The organism is Bacillus sp. FAU18 (assembly GCF_056033885.1).
Window position 1 is genome coordinate 853,091 of the sequence record NZ_JBVYHZ010000003.1, and the last position, 25,394, is coordinate 878,484.

A 25,394-nucleotide genomic window follows, 5' to 3' on the forward strand; every position below is an offset into this window, starting at 1 on the left:
CATGTTTATGGGTGAATATCAGCATACCATCGATGCGAAAGGCCGCATGATCGTACCCGCTAAATTCAGAGAAGGCCTAGGTGAGCAATTTGTGCTGACTAGAGGACTTGACCAATGTCTCTTCGGCTACCCTATGCACGAATGGAAACAAATTGAAGAAAAACTAAAAGCTCTTCCTCTCACAAAGAAAGATGCCCGCGCGTTTACCCGTTTCTTCTTTTCAGGGGCGACTGAATGCGAACTGGACAAGCAAGGCAGGGTAAATATCGCATCATCTCTATTGAATTACGCCAAACTGGAAAAAGAATGTGTTGTTATCGGGGTTTCTAATCGAATTGAATTGTGGAGTAAAGTAATTTGGGAACAATACACAGAAGAGCAAGAAGATTCATTTGCTGAAATTGCTGAAAACATGATTGGGTTTGATATATAATGATTCTTCGTGTATAACACTCTAAAAACAATTTCAATTCATCCTGATAAAAGGTGGGACCAACACAATATGTTTCAACACAAGACAGTACTTCTTCGTGAAACCGTAGACGGACTTAATATTAAACCAGACGGTACATATGTAGACTGCACACTCGGCGGAGCTGGGCATAGTACATACTTATTGCAGCAGTTATCCGAGAAGGGGCGTTTAATCGCTTTTGACCAAGATGATACGGCATTACAGCATGCTAAAGAAATGTTGTCCGATTATAAAGGACAGCTCATTCTGATTAAAAGCAATTTCAGGTATTTAAAAGAATGTTTGAATGAACAAGGCATTACAGAAGTAGACGGCATTTTATTTGATTTAGGGGTGTCCTCTCCGCAGCTGGATACACCGGAGCGCGGATTCAGTTACCATCATGACGCACCGTTGGACATGAGGATGGACCAGTCGGCTACGCTTTCGGCGAAAGAAGTCGTTAATGAGTGGCGCTATGAGGATCTCGTCCGTATTTTCTTTAAATACGGAGAAGAGAAGTTCAGTAAACAGATCGCCAGAAAAATTGAGGAGGCAAGAATGAAGTCTCCTATTCAAACTACGGGCCAACTGGTCGATCTAATAAAAGACGCGATTCCCGCTCCAGCGAGAAGGAGCGGCGGACATCCCGCTAAACGCGTGTTTCAGGCAATCAGAATTGCCGTAAACGATGAACTTAGGGTGTTTGAAGAAGCTTTGGAGCAGGCAATTGAGGTTCTGAAGCCAGGGGGCAGGGTATCGGTCATTACCTTCCACTCGCTAGAAGACAGAATTTGCAAAACCACTTTTAAAGAAAAGTCGTCGCTTCCGGAACTTCCTCCGGGGCTTCCTGTTATACCGGAAGAGTTTGAACCGGAGCTGAAGCTCATCACTCGAAAACCGATTACGGCATCTCAAGAAGAGCTTGAAGAGAACAACCGGGCTCGTTCTGCCAAGCTTCGGATTGCTGAAAAAAGAAAATAACGAAACGCGAACGCAAAATTAAAAGGAGGTCATCAGCCTATGAGCAATTTAGCTTACCAACCAGAGAAACAGCAGCGGCATGCGATCAGTCCTGAGAAAAAAGTGATTGTCAAGAAAAGGGCTTCCATTACTCTCGGAGAAAAAGTGCTTCTTGTCCTCTTTGCTGCGGCGGTGCTCAGCGTATCGCTTTTGATCGTATCGAAGGCGTATGCGGCATATCAAACCAATATTGAGGTGCAAAAGCTTGAGGAGCAAATTTCATCCGAAAATAAGCAAATTGGTGACCTCGAAAAAAGCGTTGCTGATTTAAGCAAACCGCAGCGCATTATGGACATTGCGAAAAAGAACGGCTTGAATTTAAAAGATAAAAAAGTGAAAAACATACAGGAATGATTCAAATGCCAAAAAAGAATAAATTTATGAATAGAGGAGCAGCGATTCTAAGTATTTGTTTCGCTCTCTTTTTCTTTGTCATCCTGGGGAGAATGGCATATATTCAAATAACCGGAAAAGCGAACGGCGAAGTGCTTGCGACAAAAGCGACAGAGCAGCATGAAAAGAAACGGACCATCGAAGCGAGCCGCGGCTCGATTTTAGACCGAAAAGGAAAAGTCATTGCAGAGGACACAGCGACGTATAAACTGATTGCGATTCTCGATAAAAAAATGACCACTGATGTCAAGCATCCTCAGCATGTTGTAAACAAAGAAAAAACGGCAGAAGCATTGTCTAAAGTGATAAACTTGGACAAGGCCGACATCCTTGATATCTTAAATAAGGAGGATGCAAAACAAGTCGAGTTTGGCTCAGCTGGCCGGGATATTACGTATTCGCAAAAGCAAAAAATCGAAAAGCTGAAACTCCCGGGCATTTCATTTTTACGGGATACAAAACGCTATTATCCAAACGGTGTTTTTGCATCCAATTTAATCGGCTATGCCGAGGTTGATCAAGAAACAAATGAAATTTCCGGCGCGATGGGATTAGAAAAAGTGCTGGATAAGTATTTGAAGGAGCGCGACGGATATGTGACATATGAAAGCGACAAATCCGGCTGGGAGCTTCCGAACAGCAAAAATAAAATTAAAGCGCCAAAAAATGGTGACAATGTATATTTAACCATTGACCAGAAAATTCAAACCTTTTTGGAAGACAGCATGACAAAAGTAGCGCAAAAGTATAATCCGAAAAAAATCATGGCCGCAGTTGTCGATCCGAAAACGGGCAAAGTCCTTGCTATGGGACAGCGCCCAAGCTTTGATCCGAACAAGCGCGATGTGACAAACTACTATAATGATTTGATTTCATATGCGTATGAACCCGGATCAACGATGAAGATTTTCACACTCGCTGCTGCAATGCAGGAAAATGTGTTTAATGCGAACGAACAATATAAATCAGGAACATTTGAAGTTGGCGGAGCACCTGTTAAGGATCACAATAACGGAGTAGGCTGGGGTCCGACAACATATCATGACGGCGTCCTTAGGTCGTCGAATGTCGCTTTTGCGAAACTGGCGAAAGAAAAGCTGGGATATGACCGCCTCAATCAATATTTGCACAAATTCAATTTTTACCAGAAAACAGGTATTGATTTACCAGGAGAAGTCTCCAGTAAAATCAACTTTAAATATGAATTTGATAAGGCGTCAACTGCATACGGCCAAGCGTCTGCGGTCACACCAATTCAGCAGCTTCAGGCTGCGACGGCAATTGCGAATGACGGTAAAATGATGAAACCTTATGTGATTGACCATATCGTTGACCCAGATAAAGATAAAACTATTTATCAAAATAAGCCGGAATCAGCCGGAACTCCGATTTCTGCAAGCACTGCGAAAAAGGTGCGGGATATATTGGGAGAAGTCGTTACATCGAAGATCGGAACAGGGCAAGCTTATAAAATCGAAGGTTTTGATGTTGCCGGGAAAACAGGTACTGCGCAAATAGCCGGTAAAGGCGGATATTTAGACGGCACAGATAACTATATCTTTTCGTTTATGGGTATGGCACCAAAAGATGATCCTGAGCTTTTAATTTATGTTGCTGTACAGCAGCCGCAGTTAAAAGCAGGACAGAGCAGTTCAGAACCAGTATCTGAAATCTTCAACCCAACAATGAAAAACAGCCTGCACTACCTGAACATTGAACCAACTGAAAAATCTGACTCAGATAAGGAAGAAACAAAAGCGCAGACAATGCCTGATTTAACAGATCAAACGGTAGCTGCTGCTCAAAAGAAAGCAAAAGAGGAGAATCTCACACCAATTGTCATCGGCAGTGAAGTCGCTGTAAAAGAACAGTATCCCAAAGCGGATGAGGAAGTTCTCACCAATCAAAAGGTCTTCCTGAAAACGGGCGGCAAAATCAAAATGCCTGATATGACAGGCTGGTCGAGAAGAGAGGTTCTTCAGTACGGCGAGCTCGCGGGAATTCATATTGAAGTAAACGGGCAAGGCTACGCTGTCAGCCAAAGTGTTAAGAAAGACAAAGAAATCAAAGACAAAACCGTAATCAAGGTTAAGTTTAAAAATCCTGATTAAAAAGAAAGCTTGCGTTATGCAGGCTTTCTTTTTTTTATGCCTAGAGGAGCATCGTTCTACCTGTCCAATTTCAGGCATAAAATGAAACAAGCCTAAATAAGGAGTGAACGGTCTCTTGCGCGTCTCGAATGTAACGGTTAGAAAACGTTTATTATTTGTTTTGCTTTTTGGCGTGATCGTGTTTCTGATCATTGATACAAGGCTGGGGTATGTTCAGTTTGTGATGGGCGAAAAACTGACTTCGCTGGCGAAAGATTCCTGGAGCCGGAACTTGCCGTTTGAGCCGGAGAGAGGCGAGATTCTGGATCGGAATGGTGTGAAGCTCGCAACAAATAAAAGTGCGCCGACCGTATTCGTCGTGCCGCGCCAAGTTCAGAATCCGATGAAAACGAGCAAGCAGCTTGCGGCGGTGCTCAACATGTCAGAAGAAAAAGTATATAAACATGTGACTAAAAAAGCGTCAATCGAAAAGATCACTCCTGAAGGGAGAAAAATTTCAAATGAGAAGGCGAAGGAAATCAAAGCGCTTGATTTAAAAGGTGTGTATGTTGCGGAGGACAGTATCCGTCATTACCCGTTCGGCAGCTTTTTATCTCATGTGCTTGGATTTGCAGGAATTGACAACCAAGGGCTCCTTGGACTGGAAGCCTATTACGACGATGATTTAAAAGGGGAAAAAGGTTCTGTTAAGTTTTATACAGATGCCAAGGGTAAAAAAATGCCTGATGAAGCGGATGACTATACGCCGCCTAAGGATGGGCTTGATATGAAGCTGACGGTTGATTCAAAGGTCCAGACGATAATGGAAAGAGAGCTTGATAACGCTGAGGCCAAATATCATCCGGACGGCATGATTGCCGTAGCCATGAATCCGAAAAACGGAGAAATTTTGGGGATGTCTAGCAGGCCTGACTTCGACCCTGCTGATTACCAATCTGTTGATCCGTCCGTCTACAATCGAAATCTGCCAGTATGGAGCACGTATGAACCGGGATCTACCTTTAAAATTATTACACTTGCAGCAGCCCTTGAAGAGCAAAAAGTAAATTTGAAACGGGATCAATTTTATGATAAAGGGCATGCGGAAGTGGACGGAGCGAGACTGCGCTGCTGGAAAAGAGGCGGGCACGGGCTGCAGACGTATCTGGAAGTTGTGCAGAACTCCTGCAACCCGGGGTTTGTTGAATTAGGCGAGCGCTTAGGAAAGGAAAAGCTTTTCAAATATATCAAAGACTTTGGTTTTGGACAAAAAACGGGGATTGATCTCCAAGGCGAGGGAACAGGCATCTTATTCCCGCTTGAGAGAGTGGGCCCTGTGGAGCAAGCAACTACGGCTTTCGGACAGGGAGTATCCGTCACACCGATTCAGCAGGTTTCAGCAGTATCCGCCGCTGTAAACGGAGGAACGCTCTACACACCTTATATTGCAAAGGAATGGATCGATCCTGTTACGAAGAAAACGGTCAAAAAACAATCACCAATCGCAAAGAAACAAGTCATTTCTGAGGAAACATCCAAACAAATCCGCTATGCTCTAGAAAGCGTCGTCGCAGAAGGCACCGGCCGCAATGCATTTGTAGAAGGATATCGTGTCGGAGGAAAAACGGGAACTGCACAAAAGGTTAAAGATGGAAAATACCTTGAGAACAACCATATTGTATCATTTATCGGTTTCGCGCCAGCTGATGATCCGAGTCTAGTCGTCTACGTTGCGGTGGATAACCCGAAAGGCACGATTCAGTTTGGCGGAACGGTTGCAGCGCCTATTGTCGGAAATATTATGAGAGACAGTCTGCCGGAACTTGGTGTGAAGCCCCGGAAAAATCAAATCGAGAAAAAATACCAATGGAACGACACAAAAACAATAGAAGTTCCGAATGTTGTAGGGATGTCTGTCTCAGATCTTGAGTCACTATTGGTGAATCTCAATGTGGATGCTTCCGGGAAAGGGAGCAAAATCGTTAAACAATCGCCAGCTGCCGGAACGAAAGTAAAAGAAGGCTCAAAGATACGCGTGTATTTGACTGAAGAAGATGAAAAGGAGGCAGCCGATTGATTCGGGCTGCCTATTCTTTTATTGCAGAAAAAATGCTGATATCTTTCAAGATTAGCTGGATGTATCCTTTTATTTACGCTAAAATATGAACTGTATGCTTAAAATCATTACCACATCATTTGATGTGACTTCAATGATAAAAAGAACGAATTAGAATGTTGAGAGGTTTGATACGATGAAACTTACAAAGCTGCTTACATACTTAACAACCGAACCTTCTGTAAACGACTCACAAGACCCTGAAATAACTTCAATTGAGATGGACTCCAGAGAAGTAAAGAAAGGGAGTCTTTTTGTATGTGTAAAAGGGTATACGGTGGATGGCCACGATTTTGCGCAAAAAGCAGTAGAAAACGGCGCAGCGGCTATTGTGGCAGAAAGAGAGGTCGATGTGAATGTTCCTGTTATTATTGTCCGGCAGTCACTTCGCGCGCTCAGCGTTTTGTCTGATGCGTTTTACGGACAGCCGACGAAGAAGCTTCAGCTGATTGGGATAACAGGGACAAACGGCAAAACATCAACGACCCACATGGTTGATGAGATTCTGAAAAAAGCGGGAAAACGCACAGGCTTGATCGGTACAATGTACATGAAAATCGGAGACGAAACACTTCCTGTTAAAAACACGACTCCGGAAAGCGTCACGCTGCAGAAAACGTTTAAGAAAATGAATGACAAGCACGTTGACACTGCTATCATGGAGGTTTCTTCCCACGCTTTATCTTTAGGACGCGTCCATGGCTGTGATTATGATATTGCCGTGTTTACGAATTTAACACAGGACCATCTGGACTATCATAAAACGATGGATGAGTATCGGCATGCAAAAAGCTTGCTCTTTTCCCAGCTTGGCGGGGCTTTCAACCATGAACATCCAAAGCGTGCCGTACTGAATGCTGACGATGAGGCGAGCGCTTATTTTGAAAAGGTAACAGCTGCGCATATCTCTACATACGGAATTAAAAACGATGCTGATGTGATGGCGAAGAACATCAGTATCACTGCACAGGGCACAAGCTTTGATCTCGTGACAAACAAAGGCACGAAGCACATCACGATGTCTCTCGTCGGACAATTTAATGTGTATAACGTGCTGGCCGCTGTTGCGACATGTATTGCAGCAGGCATACCGTTTGAAATCATCACTGAGGCTGTTGAAGAATTGCATGGTGTAAGAGGACGTTTTGAATTGGTCAATCAGCAACAGGAGTTTCCTGTCATTGTAGACTACGCGCACACACCGGACAGCCTTGAAAATGTGCTGGAGACATGCAGAGATATGACAGAAGGAAAGCTATTTGTCGTTGTCGGCTGCGGAGGAGACAGAGATAAGACGAAGCGCCCGAAAATGGCTAAAATTGCTGTGGAGCTGGCTGACGAGCCGATTTTCACGTCAGATAACCCGAGAAGCGAAGATCCTCGCGCGATTTTAAGAGATATGGAAGCCGGAGTAGAGAACGCATACTATCACAGTATTGCAAACCGCGAGCAGGCGATCTTTTTCGCAATTGCCAATGCCAAAAAAGGCGACGTTGTCCTCATTGCCGGAAAAGGACATGAAACCTATCAGCAGATCGGAAATGAAACTTTCGATTTTGATGATGCTGAAGTAGCGGCGAGAGCCATTGTTGAACTCAATAAGAATAAGACGAATTCATAGGAAAGAGATGTTACTGAATAATGAAGCTTGAAAAGATTTTTCATATGGGAAAAAATCATGAATATGATAACTACGTATGTCGTTTGAAAGAAACAGGAGGAGAAAAGGACAATGCTTGAGCAAGTCATTCTGTTTACAATTTTAATGGGGTTTTTAATTAGTGTTCTGCTCTCTCCGATTCTTATTCCGTTTTTAAGAAGATTAAAATTCGGCCAGAGTATTAGAGAAGAAGGACCGAAATCACATCAGAAAAAATCAGGGACACCGACAATGGGCGGGGTCATGATCATACTTTCTATCATAGTGACAACAATTGTGATGACACAGAAGTTCTCAGAAATAAGCCCCGAAATGGTGCTGCTTCTGTTTGTTACGCTAGGCTACGGTTTGCTTGGCTTTTTAGATGATTACATCAAGGTTGTCATGAAGCGCAATCTTGGGTTGACATCAAAGCAAAAGCTGATCGGACAAATTATTATTGCAGTTGTATTTTACGCTGTGTATCATTACTACAATTTTGCGACGGATATTCGCATTCCTGGAACTGACTTATCATTTGATCTTGGCTGGGCTTACTTTATCCTTGTGCTCTTTATGCTTGTCGGCGGATCAAACGCAGTTAACCTGACTGACGGCCTTGACGGGTTATTATCCGGTACTGCGGCGATTGCCTTTGGCGCCTTTGCCATTCTGGCATGGAATCAGTCTCAATATGACGTAGCGATTTTCTCAGTTGCCGTTGTCGGTGCAGTTCTGGGCTTCCTTGTATTTAATGCTCATCCGGCCAAAGTTTTTATGGGAGATACGGGATCGCTTGCATTGGGAGGAGCCATCGTTACCATTGCCATTTTAACGAAATTAGAGATCCTGCTGGTTATCATCGGCGGTGTATTCGTTATCGAGACATTATCCGTTATTTTGCAGGTCATCAGCTTTAAAACGACAGGTAAACGAATCTTTAAAATGAGTCCGCTTCATCACCATTATGAGCTTGTCGGCTGGTCTGAATGGAGAGTAGTCGTGACGTTTTGGGCTGCGGGACTTTTGCTTGCCGTTTTAGGAATTTACATCGAGGTGTGGTTATAAGTGGAAAATGATCAATTTTTACAGAAACAGCATTTTTTAATCCTTGGGCTTGCGAAAAGCGGATATGCGGCGGCCTCCATTCTTCATGAAAAAGGCATTTATGTTGCAGTCAATGATCAAAAGCCTTTTGAAGAAAATGAACCGGCACAAAAGCTTTCTGAAAAAGGAATCGAAGTTGTTTGCGGAGAGCATCCAGTTTCTCTGTTCGATCAGCATCAAATCACGATTCTGATCAAAAACCCGGGAATTCCTTATGAAAATATTATGGTTCAGGAAGCGGAGAAACGAGGCATTCCGGTTTGGACGGAAATTGAGCTCGCTTACTACCTGACAAGCGCCAAGTTTATCGGGATTACCGGATCGAACGGTAAAACGACCACAACAACGCTAATTTACGAAATGCTCAAAGCTGACTCGCAAAAAGCACTGATTGCCGGAAACATCGGCACAGTCGCAAGTGAGGTTGCCTATCATGCTGATGGAGATGAATGGATCGTTACTGAACTGTCTTCGTTTCAGCTGATGGGAACACACGCTTTCAGACCGGAAATCAGCCTGATTTTAAATGTATTTGACGCCCATCTGGATTATCACCATACGCGCGAAAACTATGAAAAAGCGAAACAGAAAGTGTACCTTCATCAGACTGCTTCAGATAAAGCCATTGTCAACCAGGATGATGAAACCGTCGTACGTCTTGCTGAAGCCGGAAAAGCCGAAATCGTCCCATTTTCAGTCAGCAAAACGCTTGAACAGGGCGCATATGTAAAAGACAGTATGATTATGTTTAACGGCGAAGCCATTCTTCCTCTGGAAGAGGTTGTGCTGCCCGGTGCTCATAACCTGGAGAACATTTTAGCAGCTATTGCAGTTGTGAAAACGGCAGGAGCATCCAATGAGGCGGTTAAAAAGGTGCTGACAAGCTTTACTGGTGTGAAACACCGCCTCCAATATGTCACAACTGTGAATGGCCGCAAATTTTATAACGATAGTAAAGCAACAAACATTCTGGCGACAAGCAAGGCGCTTTCAGCTTTTGATAAGCCGGTCATTCTGCTTGCGGGCGGACTGGATCGCGGAAATGGTTTTGATGACTTGAAACCTTATATGAAGCATGTCAAAGCAGTGCTTACATTTGGCCAGACGGCGCCAAAACTCGAGAAACTCGGCAATGAACTGGGAATACAACATGTCAAACGTGTCGATAATGTTGAACAAGCAGTATCTGCGGCGTTTGCGCTCTCAAATGAAGGAGATGTCATCCTGCTGTCACCCGCGTGTGCGAGCTGGGATCAATTCAAAACATTTGAAGAACGCGGTGACATGTTTATAGATGCCGTGCATATGCTTAAGTAAGGGCTTGTCTTGAAGTAAATCGGCAGCCCTAATGACTTTAAGCTTGGGGTGTCGATTGCTTTGACTACTAAAAAAACATCGCCTGATTTGTTATTGGTCATCATTACGTTATTATTATTAACAATCGGATTAATTATGGTGTACAGTGCGAGTGCGGTATGGGCGGATTATAAATTTGACGACTCATTCTTTTTCGCGAAACGGCAGCTTTTGTTTGCGGGAATCGGTGTCATTGCTATGTTTTTTATCATGAATGTTGATTATTGGACTTGGAGGACATGGTCCAAATTGCTGATGGTTATCTGCTTTTTCCTTCTGGTGCTTGTTTTGATACCGGGCGTCGGAATGGTGCGGAACGGTTCAAGAAGCTGGATCGGAGTCGGAGCATTCAGCATACAGCCTTCAGAGTTTATGAAGCTTGCGATGATTGCATTCCTTGCTAAATTTCTCTCTGAAAAACAAAAAAACATCACATCGTTCAGACGGGGGTTCGTCCCCGCACTTGGCATCGTGTTTTCAGCATTTTTGATTATCATGTGCCAGCCTGACCTCGGAACGGGGACAGTAATGGTCGGAACTTGTATTGTCATGATTTTTGTAGCCGGCGCGCGGATCGCCCATTTCGTCTTTCTCGGGCTGATCGGCCTCAGCGGATTTGTCGGGCTCGTACTATCGGCTCCATATCGAATTAAACGGATTACCTCATACTTAAATCCATGGGAAGATCCGCTCGGAAGCGGATTTCAGATCATTCAATCGCTTTATGCAGTGGGGCCCGGCGGGTTGTTCGGAATGGGGCTCGGACAAAGCAGACAGAAGTTCTTTTATCTGCCTGAGCCGCAAACAGACTTTATTTTCGCCATCTTGTCAGAGGAGCTGGGCTTTATCGGGGGAACACTTATTTTGCTCCTCTTCAGCGTCCTGCTGTGGAGAGGAATCAGAATTGCGCTTGGTGCGCCTGATCTGTACGGAAGCTTTGTCGCAGTCGGCATTATTTCAATGATTGCCATTCAAGTCATGATCAATATCGGCGTAGTCACGGGCCTGATTCCTGTAACAGGCATCACGCTCCCGTTTTTGAGCTACGGAGGCTCTTCATTGACTCTAATGCTGATGGCAGTCGGTGTGCTGCTGAATGTAAGCCGCTACTCGAGGTATTAACGAATGTATTTCTAAGCTTCCTGTCTAACATGAAGCTTGGAAACAATTGATGCGATAACCCTGTCCAACAAAACAGGGTTATCGTTATGTTATAGAGAAACTTAGACTGGGGGAAAAGAAATGCGAATTGCAATAAGCGGAGGCGGTACAGGGGGACATATTTATCCTGCGCTTGCTTTTATTAAAGAAGTGCAAAGACGTCATCCTAATGTGGAATTTTTATATATCGGAACAGAAAACGGGCTGGAGAAAAAAATTGTTGAGCGGGAGAATATACCGTTTCGTTCAATTGAAATTACAGGATTTAAAAGAAAATTGTCATTTGAAAATGTCAAGACTGTGATGCGTTTTCTGAAGGGCGTCAAAAAGAGTAAATCGTATTTAGCGGAATTTAAGCCCGATGCCGTAATTGGCACGGGCGGTTATGTATGCGGGCCGGTTGTCTATGCCGCTGCGAAAATGGGAATTCCGACTATTGTCCATGAACAAAACAGCCTGCCGGGCATCACGAATAAGTTTCTTTCAAAATATGTTAATAAAGTAGCGATTTGTTTTGAAGAAGCGAAATCACATTTTCCTAGCGAGAAAGTTGTATTTACGGGAAACCCGAGAGCCTCTGAAGTCGTCTCAATAAAGACGGGACGATCAATGGCTGAATTTGGGCTTTCTGAAGACAAAAAAACGGTCTTAATTTTCGGCGGTAGCCGAGGCGCTGCACCGATTAACCGCGCTGTCATTGACATGCAGGATGCGCTGAAAACAAGAGACTATCAAGTGCTGTATATCACCGGTGAAGTTCACTATGAAAAAGTAATGAATGAGCTGAAAAGCAAGGGTGCCGCTGATAATATGGTCACAAAACCGTTTCTTCATCAAATGCCTGAGTATTTAAAGGCCATTGATGTCATTGTGGCCAGAGCCGGTGCGACAACGATTGCCGAAATTACTGCTCTCGGAATCCCAAGTGTTCTGATCCCGAGTCCATATGTGACAGCGAATCACCAGGAGGTCAATGCGAGATCTCTCGGCCAGCATGATGCGGCGATTGTACTGAAAGAAACAGAGCTCAGCGGGGAGAAGCTGATTGAAGCGCTAGACCGGATTGTACTGAATGAGCAAACGTTAAAGGAAATGAGCGAACGAACAAAGTCACTCGGTGTTCCTGACGCGGCTGCCCGTTTATACAGCGTACTCGAGGAATTAAAAAAATAATAGAAAAGCAAATGGAATGCGGAGGTTTACGATGGAGAAAGTGATACAGGAATTAAAAGAACGCGAAGTCGGCAAGGTTCTTGCAAATGAACCGCTCGCGAATCATACAACGATGAAAATCGGCGGACCTGCGGATGTATTGGTCATTCCAAGCAGTGTAGATGCTGTTAAAGACATCATGGACGTGATTAAAAAATATGATGTGAAGTGGACAGTCATCGGCCGCGGATCAAATCTTCTTGTTTTAGATGAAGGAATTAGAGGCGTAGTGATCAAGCTGGGTGCGGGTCTTGACCATTTGGAGCTTGAAGGGGAGCAAGTAACAGTCGGAGGCGGTTATTCAGTGGTCCGCCTTGCTACATCATTGAGCAAAAAAGGCCTGTCCGGTTTGGAATTTGCTGCCGGCATTCCAGGATCAGTCGGCGGAGCGGTTTATATGAATGCCGGTGCTCACGGTTCTGATATGAGCGAGATCCTCGTCAAAGCGCATATTTTGTTTGAAGACGGAACGATTGAGTGGCTGACAAATGAGCAGATGGATTTCAGCTACAGGACATCTGTACTGCAAAAGAAACGCCCGGGCGTTTGCCTTGAAGCTGTTTTGCAGCTGGAGCAGAAGGATAAGGAATCAATCGTTCAGCGAATGCAAAGCAATAAAGACTATAGAAAAAATACACAGCCGTATTCAAGCCCTTGTGCGGGAAGCATATTCAGAAATCCGCTTCCGAATCATGCCGGGAACCTTGTAGAAAAAGCAGGCTTGAAAGGATATCAAATCGGCGGTGCAAAGATATCGGAGATGCACGGAAACTTCATCGTCAATGCGGGGGGAGCATCAGCAAAAGATGTGCTTGATCTCATTGACCATGTGAAAAAGACAATCCGTGAAAAATACGAGATTGATATGCACACAGAGGTTGAAATCATCGGCGGAAATCGCTGATTCAAGTTCTGACTGAAGCTGTTCATATGATATACTGTAAGCAAACGACAAACGGCATCATAGTATGCCGTTTGTTTTGGAATAGACAGACTTTTAACAGCTGTTTCATTTGAATGAGGTGAACAGGCAATGAACCCGGGTCATGACCGAGAAAAAATCGTTAACATTGAAGAGCGGATCCCTAAAATTAAAGAGCAGAGGAAACAAAAGGCAAACCGCCGTCTCATTTCATTTATTATGCTCTTTTTTATTATGGTGCTGATCATTGTGTACCTGCAAACACCAATCAGTAAAGTATCAACAATCTCTGTTACAGGGAATGAAAATGTATCAAAAAAGGAAATTATCGACCTTTCCGATATTAACAGCGGAGATACTGAGTTTTGGAGTTTGGACAAGCAAAAAACAGAAAAGAAGATTCAGCAAAATAAATTAGTGAAAAAAGCGGAGATCAGCAAATCGCTTCCTAATAAAATCAACATTGCAATCGAAGAATATAAAGCGATTGCTTATTTAGAAAAAGACGATGTGTACTATGAAGTGCTTGAAAACGGCTCAGTTCTGCCAAACGAAGTAACGCCGGATGATGCCGGACCGATTTTAGTGAATTGGACAAACGCGAAGAAGCGGTCTCAAATGGCCAAGCAGCTCGATGCGTTGTCAAATTCGTTAAAACAGTCGATTTCAGAGATTTATTATACGCCTGTAAAAATGGATGAAAACCGTATTAAGTTGTACATGAACGACGGTTATGTTGTCACTGCATCTATTAAAACGTTTGCAGACCGAATGAAGACGTATCCTTCTATCATTTCTCAGCTAAGCAGCAATAAAAAAGGAATCATTCATTTAGAAGTTGCCACCTATTTTGAAGAGTTTGGGAAAAACGATAAAGCTGCTAAAAAGGAAGATGAAAATTGAGGGGCAAATCAGCAGTCCTTCTTTCCTTGATTATGCTTATCGCAGGCTTTTTGATTTCATTTTCTTTTCAAATGACAAAAGAAAACAACAAAAGCGCGGCTGAGACGGAAGAGTGGAAAAAAGAATATGCGCTGAGAGATGAACTTCTGAAACAAGAGAAAGAAAATAAGAAGCTTGAAAAAGAATTATATCAAAAGCAAAACAAAGTCCGCCAGGCGGAAAATAAGCTGAAGAAAGAGAAGTCGGAATACTATAATGTCCTCGAAGATACAGAAAAATACAGGATGTATATTGGGGAAGTCGGTGTGCAGGGAGAAGGCGTTGAGGTGACATTGGAAGATGCGTCATACATACCGGAAGGGGAGAATGTGAATAGTTACATCGTTCACGAAAGCCATATCTTCCAAGTAGTAAACGAACTGTATATCTCAGGAGCGGCAGCTGTCGCCGTTAATGGACAGCGTTTGACGCATGATTCGTATATCAAATGCAATGGTCCTGTGGTAACAGTAGACGGGGTGCAGCATCCCGCTCCGTTTACGGTATCCGCTATTGGAGATCCAGATGTCCTGCTGCCCTCGTTAAATATCGCAGGAGGCCTAATTGATCAGCTGTCAATGGATCATATTTCTGTGTCGGCAGAAAAAGAGAAAAACGTACAAATGAAACCGATTCTGAAAACGAAGGAATGACTGAAAAAGCGGGTGAAATAGATTGAAAATAAAGCGTTCCTTCATAAGCATCAGTGTGCTTATGGTCATCTTCGGCCTGATGATATCTGTTCAGTTTAATTCGTTAAAGCACCCCAAAGTCCGGGATACAAGAGATATGTGGGATATTAGGGAAGAGCTGACATCAGAGCAGAAGAAGCAGGAAAAGCTGCTGGCTGAAATAAACAAATATGACAAACTGCTGAATAGCTATTCGCAAACGAAAGAAATGACAAAAGAAACCGCGCTAAATAATACCTTGCAATCCTTAAAAAAAACAGCCGGCATGACCGATATAACAGGTAGCGGAATTGTCATTACGATTTCCCCGCTTTTTTCTGAAAGCTTAACAGGAGAGCCGATCGAAAATCCGCCTCCGGATTTGCTGAAAAAGCTGATTAATGAACTCAACTCCTACGGTGCAGAGCATATCTCGATTAACGAGCGAAGAGTTGTGAATCATACAGTCATCAGAGATATAAACGGCACTACAAAAATAGACGGATACGCCCTTGACGATTATCCTTTAACAGTAAAAGTGCTTGCCAAAGATCCGGACATGTTACACAGCAGAGTGAAGGGGTCAGGCCTCGAGGATCTTTTTGCATCTGAAAATTTAGCATTAAAAGCCGGTAAATCTGAAAGCAAACTAACATTAAAAGCATATGACAGACCACTGGACGTACAACAGCTGAAACTGCTTAAAGACTGAAAAGGAGGAGAATTGTCATGTGGCTGCCCGTGTTGGGACTGGTGCTCGGAATAGCGATTGGACTAATGACAAACTTAACGATACCGAGTGAATACTCAAACTATTTATCGCTTGCGGTGCTTGCCGCACTTGATACATTAATCGGCGGAATCAGGGCGCATTTACAAGGTACATATGATGAAATGGTATTTGTTTCCGGTTTCTTTTTTAATATTATATTGGCAATAAGTTTAGCTTTTCTGGGAGTCCATCTTGGTGTAGACTTGTATTTAGCAGGTATATTCGCATTTGGAGTCAGATTATTTCAGAATATAGCCGTTATCAGAAGAAATCTACTAACAAAGTGGACTCTTTCTAAAAAAAATAAAAAAAATGTGATATAAAAGAGGATATACATAGGATATAACGAATATTTTCAATAAACATAAAATGTGAAAAGCACATAAAAATATTCTGTTGTTATTTTTTGTTACACACTTGTAAAGCCACATTCATTGTATTGTTGTTCCGCAAATAATAGAATAGAAATGATCGAAATGTGAGGAGGTGCCATAGAATGAACAACAATGAACTTTACGTCAGTCTTGACATCGGTACGTCCAATACAAAAGTGATCGTCGGAGAAATGACAGATGATTCCCTTAATATTATCGGTGTGGGAAATGTACCGTCTGAAGGGTTGAAAAAAGGCTCAATCGTTGATATAGATGAGACCGTTCATTCTATAAGAAAAGCGTTTGACCAAGCTGAAAGAATGGTAGGTTTTCCGCTTAGAAAAGCTATTGTCGGCGTTAATGGAAATTATATCAATATTCAAGATACAAACGGTGTTGTAGCAGTTTCCAGTGAAAATAAAGAAATTCAGGTTGAAGATGTACGCCGTGTCATGGAGGCGGCACAGGTTGTTTCAGTACCGCACGAACAGCTGATTGTCGACGTCATTCCTAAACAGTTTATCGTAGATGGAAGAGATGAAATCACCGACCCGAAAAAAATGCTGGGTGTGCGTTTAGAAGTAGAGGGCACCTTGATCACCGGTTCAAAAACAATCTTACATAACTTACTCCGCTGCGTTGAAAGAGCTGGTATTGAAATAACTGATATTTGCCTTCAGCCGCTGGCAGCCGGTTCTGCTGCATTATCAAAGGACGAGAAAAGCCTTGGTGTGGCTCTCATTGATATAGGGGGAGGGTCAACAACCATTGCCGTATTCCAGAACGGACATCTCACTTCTACCCGTGTCATTCCTCTTGGGGGCGAAAATATCACCAAAGATATCTCCATCGGATTGAGAACGTCAACAGAAGAAGCAGAACGCGTGAAAAAGCAATTTGGACATGCGTACTATGACGAAGCCTCGGAAGATGAAATATTTGAGGTAACCGTTATAGGCACCAATCAAAAACAAACATTTACACAGCAAGAAGCAGCAAATATTATTGAAGCGAGAGTAGAAGAAATTCTTGAAATTGTTTCAGAAGAGCTTCGCAGTATGGGAATTACCGATCTGCCGGGAGGCTTCGTGCTGACAGGAGGACAAGCAGCTATGCCGGGTGTCATGTCTTTGGCACAGGATGTGCTGCAAAACAATGTCAGAGTGGCAAGCCCGAATTATATCGGTGTAAGAGATCCTCAATATATGACGGGAGTGGGCCTGATCCAATTCGCCTGCCGGAATGCAAGAATCCAAGGCAGAAAAATAGGCTTTAAGATGCCTGAAGAAGCGATACAGGAAATCGCAGTCTCATCATCTGAGGAACAAGAGCAGCATCATCACCAAAATGAGGTGCAGCAGCGGCCAAAAGGAAAACAAAAAACACAAGCCGAACATAATAAACAGAGCAAAATGAAAAAACTATTAAGCATGTTTTGGGAATAGATAGATAGTCATTCGGCAGATTAGGAGGATTTAGCATGTTGGAGTTCGAAACAAACATAGACGGCTTAGCATCAATTAAAGTAATCGGAGTAGGAGGCGGCGGTAACAACGCCGTTAACCGAATGATTGAAAATGAAGTGCAAGGAGTAGAGTATATCGCGGTAAACACGGACGCTCAAGCTCTTAACCTGTCAAAAGCAGAAGTGAAAATGCAAATCGGCGCAAAGCTGACTAGAGGATTGGGAGCAGGTGCGAATCCGGAAGTCGGGAAAAAAGCCGCTGAAGAAAGCAAAGAGCAGATTGAAGAAGCACTTAAAGGTGCTGACATGGTATTCGTGACAGCTGGTATGGGTGGCGGAACAGGAACAGGTGCCGCACCGGTTATCGCACAAATCGCGAAAGACTTAGGCGCATTAACAGTCGGCGTTGTGACAAGACCGTTTACCTTCGAAGGACGCAAAAGACAGCTTCAGGCTGCAGGCGGAATCTCGGCAATGAAAGAAGCGGTGGATACACTGATCGTGATCCCGAACGACCGTATCCTTGAAATTGTTGATAAAAACACACCGATGCTTGAAGCATTCCGTGAAGCGGATAACGTACTTCGCCAAGGGGTTCAAGGTATTTCTGACTTGATTGCCACACCTGGTCTTATCAACCTTGACTTTGCTGATGTGAAAACAATCATGTCAAACAAAGGATCTGCTTTGATGGGTATCGGTATTGCTACTGGGGAAAATCGCGCGGCAGAGGCAGCAAAAAAAGCAATTTCCAGCCCGCTTCTTGAAGCGGCCATTGACGGTGCGCAAGGCGTCCTCATGAACATCACTGGAGGAACAAACCTCAGCCTATATGAGGTTCAGGAAGCAGCAGACATTGTCGCTTCGGCGTCTGATCAAGACGTAAACATGATTTTCGGTTCTGTTATTAATGAAAATCTAAAAGATGAGATTGTGGTGACAGTGATTGCAACCGGCTTTATCGAACAAGAGAAGGACGTGACGAAGCCTCAGCGTCCAAGCTTAAATCAAAGCATCAAAACACACAATCAAAGTGTTCCGAAGCGTGAGCAAAAACGTGAGGAGCCTCAGCAACAGAACACAGTAAGCCGTCATACTTCACAGCCGGCTGATGATACGCTTGACATCCCGACATTCTTAAGAAACCGTAATAAACGGGGCTAATGTAAAGGACAAAATCGTTTTCGATTTTGTCCTTTTTTGTTTTTCTCTTCACACTTTCCTTCTTATAAAGTCTTTTTCCCTATTGCTTCCTTCGCTTAGTAACAAAACAGATAATTAGACCTATTTATTTTTGTGACATTTTTATCATTTTCATATATATGGAAATTGAATGACATGAAACGACAATATCTGTAATTCAGATTGTCTACAGTTAATATACAGCGATGTTCTGACAAACCATTCATTATTAAAAGGAGGGACGACACTTTTTTTAAAAAGCATGTTGAAAAAGGGGGATGAAAATGAAGAAAAAAACGAAAAACAGACTCATCAGCTCTGTTTTAAGTACAGTTGTCATCAGTTCACTGCTGTTTCCGGGAGCAGCCGGGGCAAGCAGTAAAGTCACCTCACCTTCTGTTAAAAAGGAGCTTCAATCTGCGGAATCCATTCAAAACAAGATTTCGAGTTCATTAAAGAAAAGCTTTAAAAAGAAAGAAAAAACTACTTTTCTGATTAAATTTAAAGATCAGGCTAACACAGAAAAAGCAGCAAAAGCGGCTGTTAAAAAAGCGAGATCGAAGAAGCTGTCTGCCGCTAAGACGGAATATCAAAAGCGTTCTGCTGTTGTGTCATCTTTAAAAGTCACAGCCGATGAATCCCAGCAAGATGTCCTAAAATACTTGAACACCCAGAAAGATAAAGGAAATGCAGACCAAATTCATTCTTATTATGTGGTGAACGGGATTGCTGTTCATGCCTCAAAAGAGGTTATGGAAAAAGTGGCGCAGTTTCCCGAAGTGGAAAAGGTGCTTCCTAATGAGAAACGGCAGCTTTTTAAGTCATCCTCCCCATTTAATATGAAAAAAGCACAGAAAGCTATTAAAGCAACTGACGGTGTGGAATGGAATGTAGACCAAATCGATGCCCCAAAAGCTTGGGCACTTGGATATGATGGAACTGGCACGGTTGTTGCGTCCATTGATACCGGGGTGGAATGGAATCATCCGGCATTAAAAGAGAAATATCGCGGATATAATCCGGAAAATCCTAATGAGCCTGAAAATGAAATGAACTGGTATGATGCCGTAGCAGGCGAGGCAAGCCCTTATGATGATTTGGCTCATGGAACCCATGTGACAGGCACGATGGTGGGCTCTGAACCTGATGGAACAAATCAAATCGGTGTAGCGCCTGGCGCAAAATGGATTGCTGTTAAAGCGTTCTCTGAAGATGGCGGCACTGATGCTGACATTTTGGAAGCTGGTGAATGGGTTTTAGCACCAAAGGACGCGGAAGGAAATCCCCACCCGGAAATGGCTCCTGATGTTGTCAATAACTCATGGGGAGGGGGCTCTGGACTTGATGAATGGTACAGAGACATGGTCAATGCCTGGCGTGCGGCCGATATTTTCCCTGAGTTTTCAGCGGGGAATACGGATCTCTTTATTCCCGGCGGGCCTGGTTCTATCGCAAATCCGGCAAACTATCCGGAATCGTTTGCAACTGGAGCGACTGATATCAATAAAAAGCTCGCTGACTTTTCTCTTCAAGGGCCATCTCCATACGATGAAATAAAGCCAGAAATATCTGCACCGGGCGTTAATATTCGTTCATCCGTTCCCGGTCAGACATATGAGGATGGATGGGACGGCACATCAATGGCAGGGCCGCATGTATCCGCTGTTGCTGCACTGCTGAAACAGGCGAATGCCTCACTTTCTGTTGATGAGATGGAGGATATATTAACCAGCACGGCTGAACCGCTCACGGATTCAACATTTCCTGATTCACCGAATAACGGATATGGCCATGGTCTGGTGAATGCTTTTGATGCTGTATCCGCTGTTACAGATGGTTTAGGGAAAGCGGAAGGACAAGTTTCTGTAGAGGGGGATGACCAAGAGCCTCCTGTCTATCAGCATGAGAAAGTAACTGAAGCTTATGAAGGTGGCAGCCTGCCATTGACTTTGACAGCTGAAGACAATGTGAGTGTGACATCTGTAAAGCTGTCCTACAAGCTTGATCAAGGTGAATGGACAGAAATAACGGCTAAACGAATCAGCGGTGATCATCTAAAAGGAACGTATCAGGCAGAGATCCCAGACATAAAAGGAACTAAACTAAGCTATAAGTGGATGATTCACGATTTTGGCGGTCATGTCGTTTCGTCTGACGTATACGATGTAACAGTGAAACCAAGCATCACGGTGGGATATAAGCAGGACTTTGAAACTGCACCCGGCGGCTGGGTTGCGAGCGGAACAAATAATAACTGGGAATGGGGAGTTCCGTCAACTGGCCCAAATACAGCAGCATCCGGAGAAAAAGTATATGGAACGAATTTGACAGGAAATTATGCCAACTCAGCAAACATGAACCTTGTTATGCCTCCTGTTAAAGTACCTGATTCAGGAAGTCTGTTCCTTCAATTTAAAAGCTGGCACAATTTAGAGGATGATTTTGATTACGGCTACGTTTTTGTTTTGCCTGAGGGTGAAAAGAATTGGGAGCAGGCTGGTGTCTATAATGGAAAGACATCAAGCTGGACGGACGAAGAAATTGATTTATCGGCTTATAAAGGTCAAAACATTCAAGTGATGTTTAACCTTCAATCAGATGAAAGTATTAACAAAGAGGGCTGGTACATTGATGATGTAGTGCTTTCTGACAAATCAGCCGGAAAAACAGTCAAAAAGAATAAGCTAGGCGTCGAAAAGCCGTCTGGAAAGCAAAAGAAAAAGCCAGTGAATCCGAAAAAAGCTAAGCCATCTCTAAATACAGCTGTAAAAATGGAGAGTAAAGATATGCAGCCTCAAGTTTTGCCGCTCAGGGCACAAGTCAGTGTAGTGGAAACAGGAAAATCAACATATTCAGATCAATCCACAGGGCAGTACACGCTGAAGCACAAAGCGGGAGACTATACGCTTATGGCAGAAGCATATGGTTATCAGTCGAAAACACAAAAAGTATCTTTAAAGACGGATCAGACGACACAAGCTAATTTTACGTTAGAAGAGATGAAGAAGGGCACATTAAAAGGCACGGTCATCAATAAAACGACAGGAGAGCCGGTAAAAGGCGCTTCCGTTTATGTTGTAGAGGATGCTGCGGTGGAACCGGCTATGACAAACGACAAAGGCGAATATACGCTTGAAGCCTATGAAGGCGCTTATACGATTAAAGTCGCTGCACCGGGTTATTACAGTGATGAATTTTCCGTTGAGTTAAAAGGTGATGTAACAAAAGAAACTGCATTGAAGCCTTTTGTCGGTTATCCGGGTGAAATTGCATATGATGACGGAACGGCGGAGAATGCCAATTCCTATTTTGCTGCCGGTAACGGATGGGCGGTCAAAATGACGCTCGCTGACGGCAAGGACAAAGGCATGCTTACAGGAGGGCTGTTCAGATTCTGGGATACAGAGTTCCCTGATCCCGGCGGCACAGAGTTTAAGGTTGAGGTATACGATGCTACAGGAAAAGACGGAGCACCGGGCAAGAAAATTGCAGGGCCATTTAACGCGGAAGCTCTTCGCAATGGCGAGTGGACTAAGGTAGACCTCAGTTCAAAAGGGATTATGGTCGATAGAGACTTTTATCTCGTATATATCCAGTCAAAACCTGATCCGTATTCACCTGGATTGGCAATGGATGAAACCGGCCAGAATTCCGGCCGCAACTGGCAGTATATAGGTGGACAATGGGAGCCGGGTGACGAAGCAGACGGCAACTATATGATTCGCGCATTAGTTAATTATGAAGCTGCTGTACCTGAGATTACTTCACCGACAGACAAATCATACACAAATAAGGATAGCGTCACTGTAAAAGGAAAAGCTTCTCCTGGTACAACGGTACACATTTATAATGGAGAGAAAGAAGCAGGAGAAACGAAAGCTGCTGCGGATGGCACGTTCCATGCAGGCATCACACTCAACAAGGGTGAAAATGAGCTGACGGCAACTGCATCAACAGATAACGGAATAACGGATGCCTCCAGCCCGATCACGGTCACGCTTGATCAAGAAAAGCCTGAATTAACGCTGGACACTCCAAAGGATGGCGGGAAAACAAATAAAGAAACGCTGACTGTCAAAGGGGCTGTATCCGATGACAATCTGAAAGACGTCAAGGTGAATGGCAAAAAAGCAACAATAACTGATGGTTCATACTCAGCCCGTATTCTTTTGGAGAATGGAAGCAATGAAATCAAGGTGATTGCTACAGACTTAGCAGGCAACAAAACGACGAAAAAGGCTGTCATTGATGTCAACTTTGACAAGCCTATCATTTCCGGCCTAATTCCGGGAGAGGATAAAAACTTAAAAGCCGGTGAATCTGTGAAAATCGCTTTCTCAAGTGCTGAGGATTTAGATGCAACGTTTATCATTCGTATGCCGCTGACAAATGCAAGAGCGAGTGTGCAAAACGCCACCGAACTCCCGTTAAGAGAAATTTCTCCGGGAAGATATGAAGGCTATTGGACAGCCACTTCTTCTATTAAAGCAAAAGGAGCAAAAGTAGAAGTGATCGTACGAGATGATTATGGAAATGAAACAAGAAAAACTGCGAATGGAAAACTTAATATCAACACAGAAAGTTAAGTGGAAAAAAGCTGCCGTCATTGGCAGCTTTTTTATATATCCTCTCATTACAATTCCTCGACAAATTAAGCAGATTTCCCTGAAAAATTGTATTTTCCTCTCAACATTAATTGACAGACTTTCCCACAGAGCTTGCTTTATACTTATGAAGCAAGAAGGGGAACAGCGTGAGGCAAGAAAGAAAGGAGTCAGATGTGAAAATCTATTTAGATGTCATTTGGCTGTTAAACTTTTGTTTTGATGCACTTTTGCTTTTGCTCACGGCATTTATTTTAAAACGGCATGTGAAAAAAAGAAGACTGGTAGGCGGAGCGTTCATCGGTTCCAGTATTGTCCTTTTGATGTTTACTCCTTTTTCGCCGATTGTTGAACATCCGGCTGGGAAGCTAGCTTTTTCAGTTGTGATTGTGGTGGTGACATTTGGCTTTAAAAGATTTCGGTTTTTCTTTCAAAATTTGTTTTCCTTTTATTTTGCCACTTTTTTAATGGGGGGAGGAATTATCGGAGCCCATTCTTTGCTGCAGTCAAATTCTATTGTTCAAAACGGTGTCATGATTACCAATCAAACAGGGTTTGGAGACCCGATCAGCTGGTTGTTTATTGTTGCTGGCTTTCCAGCATTATGGTTTTTTTCTAAAAGAAGAATTGAAGATATTGAAACAAAAAACATTCAATATGAGGAACGAGTCAGCGTGCAGGCAGATTTGGGCAGCCAAACACTTCATGTCAGAGGCCTGATTGATTCCGGTAATCAGCTGTACGATCCTCTTACAAAAACGCCGGTAATGATCATTTACATTGATAAACTGGAGCCGATTTTCGGAACAGCCGAAACGATGATCATTCGAAACACAGACCCATTGGAAGCCATCGAACAGCTCGATGATTCCTTTCGCTTTTTAGATAAAATGAGGTTGATTCCATACAGGGGAGTTGGTCAGCAAAACCAATTTTTATTATGCGTTAAACCGGATCACGTAACGATTATGACAAAAGAAGAAATGATTTCTGCAGATAAATGTTTAATCGGCATCAGCACAACAAAGCTGTCGGCAGATGGAGAGTTTGACGCGATTATTCATCCGAAAATGCTTTCGGGCAAGGCTGTCAAACACGTTTCATAATGTTCGCAAATGTCCGTTACTTATCATACTCAAACGGCGTGACATTTAGAAGGGAGAGGAAGATGAAAAAACTGAAATTACGGTTGACGCACCTCTGGTATAAGCTGCTGATGAAACTTGGGCTGAAAAGTGATGAAGTCTATTACATAGGTGGGAGTGAAGCCTTGCCGCCTCCATTATCTAAAGATGAGGAGCAGGTTTTGTTAATGAAGCTCCCAAACGGCGATCAGGCGGCGCGCGCCATTCTAATTGAACGCAATTTGCGTCTGGTCGTATATATCGCCCGTAAATTTGAAAATACGGGAATTAATATAGAGGATTTAATCAGCATCGGTACCATCGGTCTAATCAAAGCTGTGAATACATTCAATCCAGAAAAGAAAATCAAGCTTGCTACCTATGCCTCCCGGTGTATAGAAAATGAAATCCTGATGTATTTAAGAAGAAATAACAAAATCCGTTCAGAGGTTTCCTTTGATGAACCGCTTAATATTGATTGGGACGGCAATGAGCTTTTGCTTTCTGATGTGCTCGGCACTGACGATGACATCATCACTAAAGACATAGAAGCTAACGTCGATAAAAAGCTTTTGAAAAAAGCGCTTGAACAGCTTAATGAGAGAGAAAAGCAAATCATGGAGCTGCGGTTTGGGCTTGTCGGTGAAGAAGAAAAAACCCAAAAGGATGTAGCGGATATGATGGGGATTTCTCAGTCTTATATTTCGCGGCTTGAGAAAAGAATTATAAAAAGGTTGAGAAAAGAGTTCAACAAAATGGTGTAAAAAATTTTATGGTTAGAACCCCT

General features: G+C 43.3%; 20 protein-coding genes. All 20 read left to right on the forward strand.

All coding sequences use genetic code 11. From position 1 onward, the window contains the following. Position 1: 1 nt before the first annotated feature. The 20 genes from mraZ (at position 2) to sigE (ending at position 25,371) form a co-directional block, all read left to right on the forward strand. A complete protein-coding gene (gene mraZ / locus AC0OMU_RS04780; RefSeq protein WP_003221402.1) occupies positions 2-433 on the forward strand; it encodes a division/cell wall cluster transcriptional repressor MraZ in 432 nt (143 codons plus the stop codon). Positions 434-502: 69 nt separating this feature from the next. After that, positions 503-1,438 carry a 16S rRNA (cytosine(1402)-N(4))-methyltransferase RsmH gene (gene rsmH, locus AC0OMU_RS04785; RefSeq protein ID WP_015383596.1) on the forward strand — a complete coding sequence of 312 codons (936 nt, stop codon included), beginning with the start codon at positions 503-505 and terminating at the stop codon, positions 1,436-1,438. A gap of 39 nt (positions 1,439-1,477) precedes the next feature. Continuing rightward, a complete protein-coding gene (ftsL, locus tag AC0OMU_RS04790) occupies positions 1,478-1,831 on the forward strand; it encodes a cell division protein FtsL (protein ID WP_003232200.1) in 354 nt (117 codons plus the stop codon). Between the two features lie 5 nt (positions 1,832-1,836). Next, entirely contained in the window at positions 1,837-3,981 is a 2,145-nt protein-coding gene (gene pbpB / locus AC0OMU_RS04795) for a penicillin-binding protein 2B (protein ID WP_474240938.1), read from the forward strand. Positions 3,982-4,096: 115 nt separating this feature from the next. Beyond that, a complete protein-coding gene (locus tag AC0OMU_RS04800) occupies positions 4,097-6,037 on the forward strand; it encodes a stage V sporulation protein D (RefSeq protein WP_015483201.1) in 1,941 nt (646 codons plus the stop codon). 175 nt (positions 6,038-6,212) lie between these two features. Then, complete coding sequence (locus AC0OMU_RS04805) at positions 6,213-7,697, forward strand: UDP-N-acetylmuramoyl-L-alanyl-D-glutamate--2,6-diaminopimelate ligase (protein ID WP_003245326.1); 1,485 nt, start codon at positions 6,213-6,215, stop codon at positions 7,695-7,697. A gap of 111 nt (positions 7,698-7,808) precedes the next feature. Then, positions 7,809-8,783 (forward strand): phospho-N-acetylmuramoyl-pentapeptide-transferase, encoded by a 975-nt coding sequence (gene mraY / locus AC0OMU_RS04810; RefSeq protein ID WP_003232192.1) that lies wholly within the window; start codon positions 7,809-7,811, stop codon positions 8,781-8,783. After that, positions 8,784-10,139 (forward strand): UDP-N-acetylmuramoyl-L-alanine--D-glutamate ligase, encoded by a 1,356-nt coding sequence (gene murD / locus AC0OMU_RS04815; RefSeq protein WP_003232189.1) that lies wholly within the window; start codon positions 8,784-8,786, stop codon positions 10,137-10,139. It abuts the gene before it with no gap. A 60-nt stretch (positions 10,140-10,199) separates the two neighbouring features. Beyond that, positions 10,200-11,300, forward strand: a complete 1,101-nt coding sequence (gene spoVE / locus AC0OMU_RS04820; protein WP_003244810.1) for a stage V sporulation protein E — start codon at positions 10,200-10,202, stop codon at positions 11,298-11,300. 120 nt (positions 11,301-11,420) lie between these two features. Further along, positions 11,421-12,512 (forward strand): undecaprenyldiphospho-muramoylpentapeptide beta-N-acetylglucosaminyltransferase, encoded by a 1,092-nt coding sequence (murG, locus tag AC0OMU_RS04825; RefSeq protein WP_015383602.1) that lies wholly within the window; start codon positions 11,421-11,423, stop codon positions 12,510-12,512. 31 nt (positions 12,513-12,543) lie between these two features. Next, positions 12,544-13,455: a UDP-N-acetylmuramate dehydrogenase gene (gene murB / locus AC0OMU_RS04830; RefSeq protein ID WP_021479336.1), complete on the forward strand. Its 912-nt coding sequence runs from the start codon at positions 12,544-12,546 to the stop codon at positions 13,453-13,455. A gap of 129 nt (positions 13,456-13,584) precedes the next feature. Then, positions 13,585-14,376, forward strand: a complete 792-nt coding sequence (gene divIB, locus AC0OMU_RS04835; protein ID WP_021479335.1) for a cell division protein DivIB — start codon at positions 13,585-13,587, stop codon at positions 14,374-14,376. Continuing rightward, positions 14,373-15,068 (forward strand): DUF881 domain-containing protein, encoded by a 696-nt coding sequence (locus tag AC0OMU_RS04840; RefSeq protein WP_015483203.1) that lies wholly within the window; start codon positions 14,373-14,375, stop codon positions 15,066-15,068. Before divIB ends, AC0OMU_RS04840 begins: the two co-directional genes overlap by 4 nt. A 22-nt stretch (positions 15,069-15,090) precedes the next feature. Next, complete coding sequence (locus tag AC0OMU_RS04845) at positions 15,091-15,798, forward strand: DUF881 domain-containing protein (protein ID WP_009967184.1); 708 nt, start codon at positions 15,091-15,093, stop codon at positions 15,796-15,798. Positions 15,799-15,815: 17 nt separating this feature from the next. Then, positions 15,816-16,181, forward strand: coding sequence for a small basic family protein (locus AC0OMU_RS04850; RefSeq protein WP_003238683.1), 366 nt, complete (start codon positions 15,816-15,818; stop codon positions 16,179-16,181). Between the two features lie 173 nt (positions 16,182-16,354). After that, entirely contained in the window at positions 16,355-17,677 is a 1,323-nt protein-coding gene (gene ftsA / locus AC0OMU_RS04855) for a cell division protein FtsA (RefSeq protein WP_015483204.1), read from the forward strand. Positions 17,678-17,712: 35 nt separating this feature from the next. Next, positions 17,713-18,861 (forward strand): cell division protein FtsZ, encoded by a 1,149-nt coding sequence (gene ftsZ / locus AC0OMU_RS04860; RefSeq protein WP_021479331.1) that lies wholly within the window; start codon positions 17,713-17,715, stop codon positions 18,859-18,861. 302 nt (positions 18,862-19,163) lie between these two features. Then, positions 19,164-23,465 (forward strand): bacillopeptidase F, encoded by a 4,302-nt coding sequence (locus AC0OMU_RS04865; RefSeq protein WP_474240939.1) that lies wholly within the window; start codon positions 19,164-19,166, stop codon positions 23,463-23,465. Positions 23,466-23,659: 194 nt separating this feature from the next. Beyond that, positions 23,660-24,589, forward strand: a complete 930-nt coding sequence (gene spoIIGA, locus AC0OMU_RS04870; RefSeq protein ID WP_014479729.1) for a sigma-E processing peptidase SpoIIGA — start codon at positions 23,660-23,662, stop codon at positions 24,587-24,589. A 62-nt stretch (positions 24,590-24,651) separates the two neighbouring features. After that, on the forward strand, positions 24,652-25,371 hold the full coding sequence (gene sigE / locus AC0OMU_RS04875) for an RNA polymerase sporulation sigma factor SigE (RefSeq protein WP_003221446.1): 720 nt from the start codon (positions 24,652-24,654) through the stop codon (positions 25,369-25,371). Positions 25,372-25,394 lie beyond the last annotated feature (23 nt).

Bases quoted from the DNA above. Each gene is read 5' to 3' on its own strand.
- AC0OMU_RS04850 (WP_003238683.1), top strand. From the start codon at position 15,816: ATGTGGCTGCCCGTGTTGGGACTGGTGCTCGGAATAGCGATTGGACTA.
- mraZ (WP_003221402.1), top strand. From the start codon at position 2: ATGTTTATGGGTGAATATCAGCATACCATCGATGCGAAAGGCCGCATG.
- ftsL (WP_003232200.1), top strand. From the start codon at position 1,478: ATGAGCAATTTAGCTTACCAACCAGAGAAACAGCAGCGGCATGCGATC.
- sigE (WP_003221446.1), top strand. From the start codon at position 24,652: ATGAAAAAACTGAAATTACGGTTGACGCACCTCTGGTATAAGCTGCTG.
- murB (WP_021479336.1), top strand. From the start codon at position 12,544: ATGGAGAAAGTGATACAGGAATTAAAAGAACGCGAAGTCGGCAAGGTT.
- AC0OMU_RS04805 (WP_003245326.1), top strand. From the start codon at position 6,213: ATGAAACTTACAAAGCTGCTTACATACTTAACAACCGAACCTTCTGTA.
- ftsZ (WP_021479331.1), top strand. From the start codon at position 17,713: ATGTTGGAGTTCGAAACAAACATAGACGGCTTAGCATCAATTAAAGTA.
- mraY (WP_003232192.1), top strand. From the start codon at position 7,809: ATGCTTGAGCAAGTCATTCTGTTTACAATTTTAATGGGGTTTTTAATT.
- divIB (WP_021479335.1), top strand. From the start codon at position 13,585: ATGAACCCGGGTCATGACCGAGAAAAAATCGTTAACATTGAAGAGCGG.
- murG (WP_015383602.1), top strand. From the start codon at position 11,421: ATGCGAATTGCAATAAGCGGAGGCGGTACAGGGGGACATATTTATCCT.
- rsmH (WP_015383596.1), top strand. From the start codon at position 503: ATGTTTCAACACAAGACAGTACTTCTTCGTGAAACCGTAGACGGACTT.
- pbpB (WP_474240938.1), top strand. From the start codon at position 1,837: ATGCCAAAAAAGAATAAATTTATGAATAGAGGAGCAGCGATTCTAAGT.
- AC0OMU_RS04865 (WP_474240939.1), top strand. From the start codon at position 19,164: ATGAAGAAAAAAACGAAAAACAGACTCATCAGCTCTGTTTTAAGTACA.
- ftsA (WP_015483204.1), top strand. From the start codon at position 16,355: ATGAACAACAATGAACTTTACGTCAGTCTTGACATCGGTACGTCCAAT.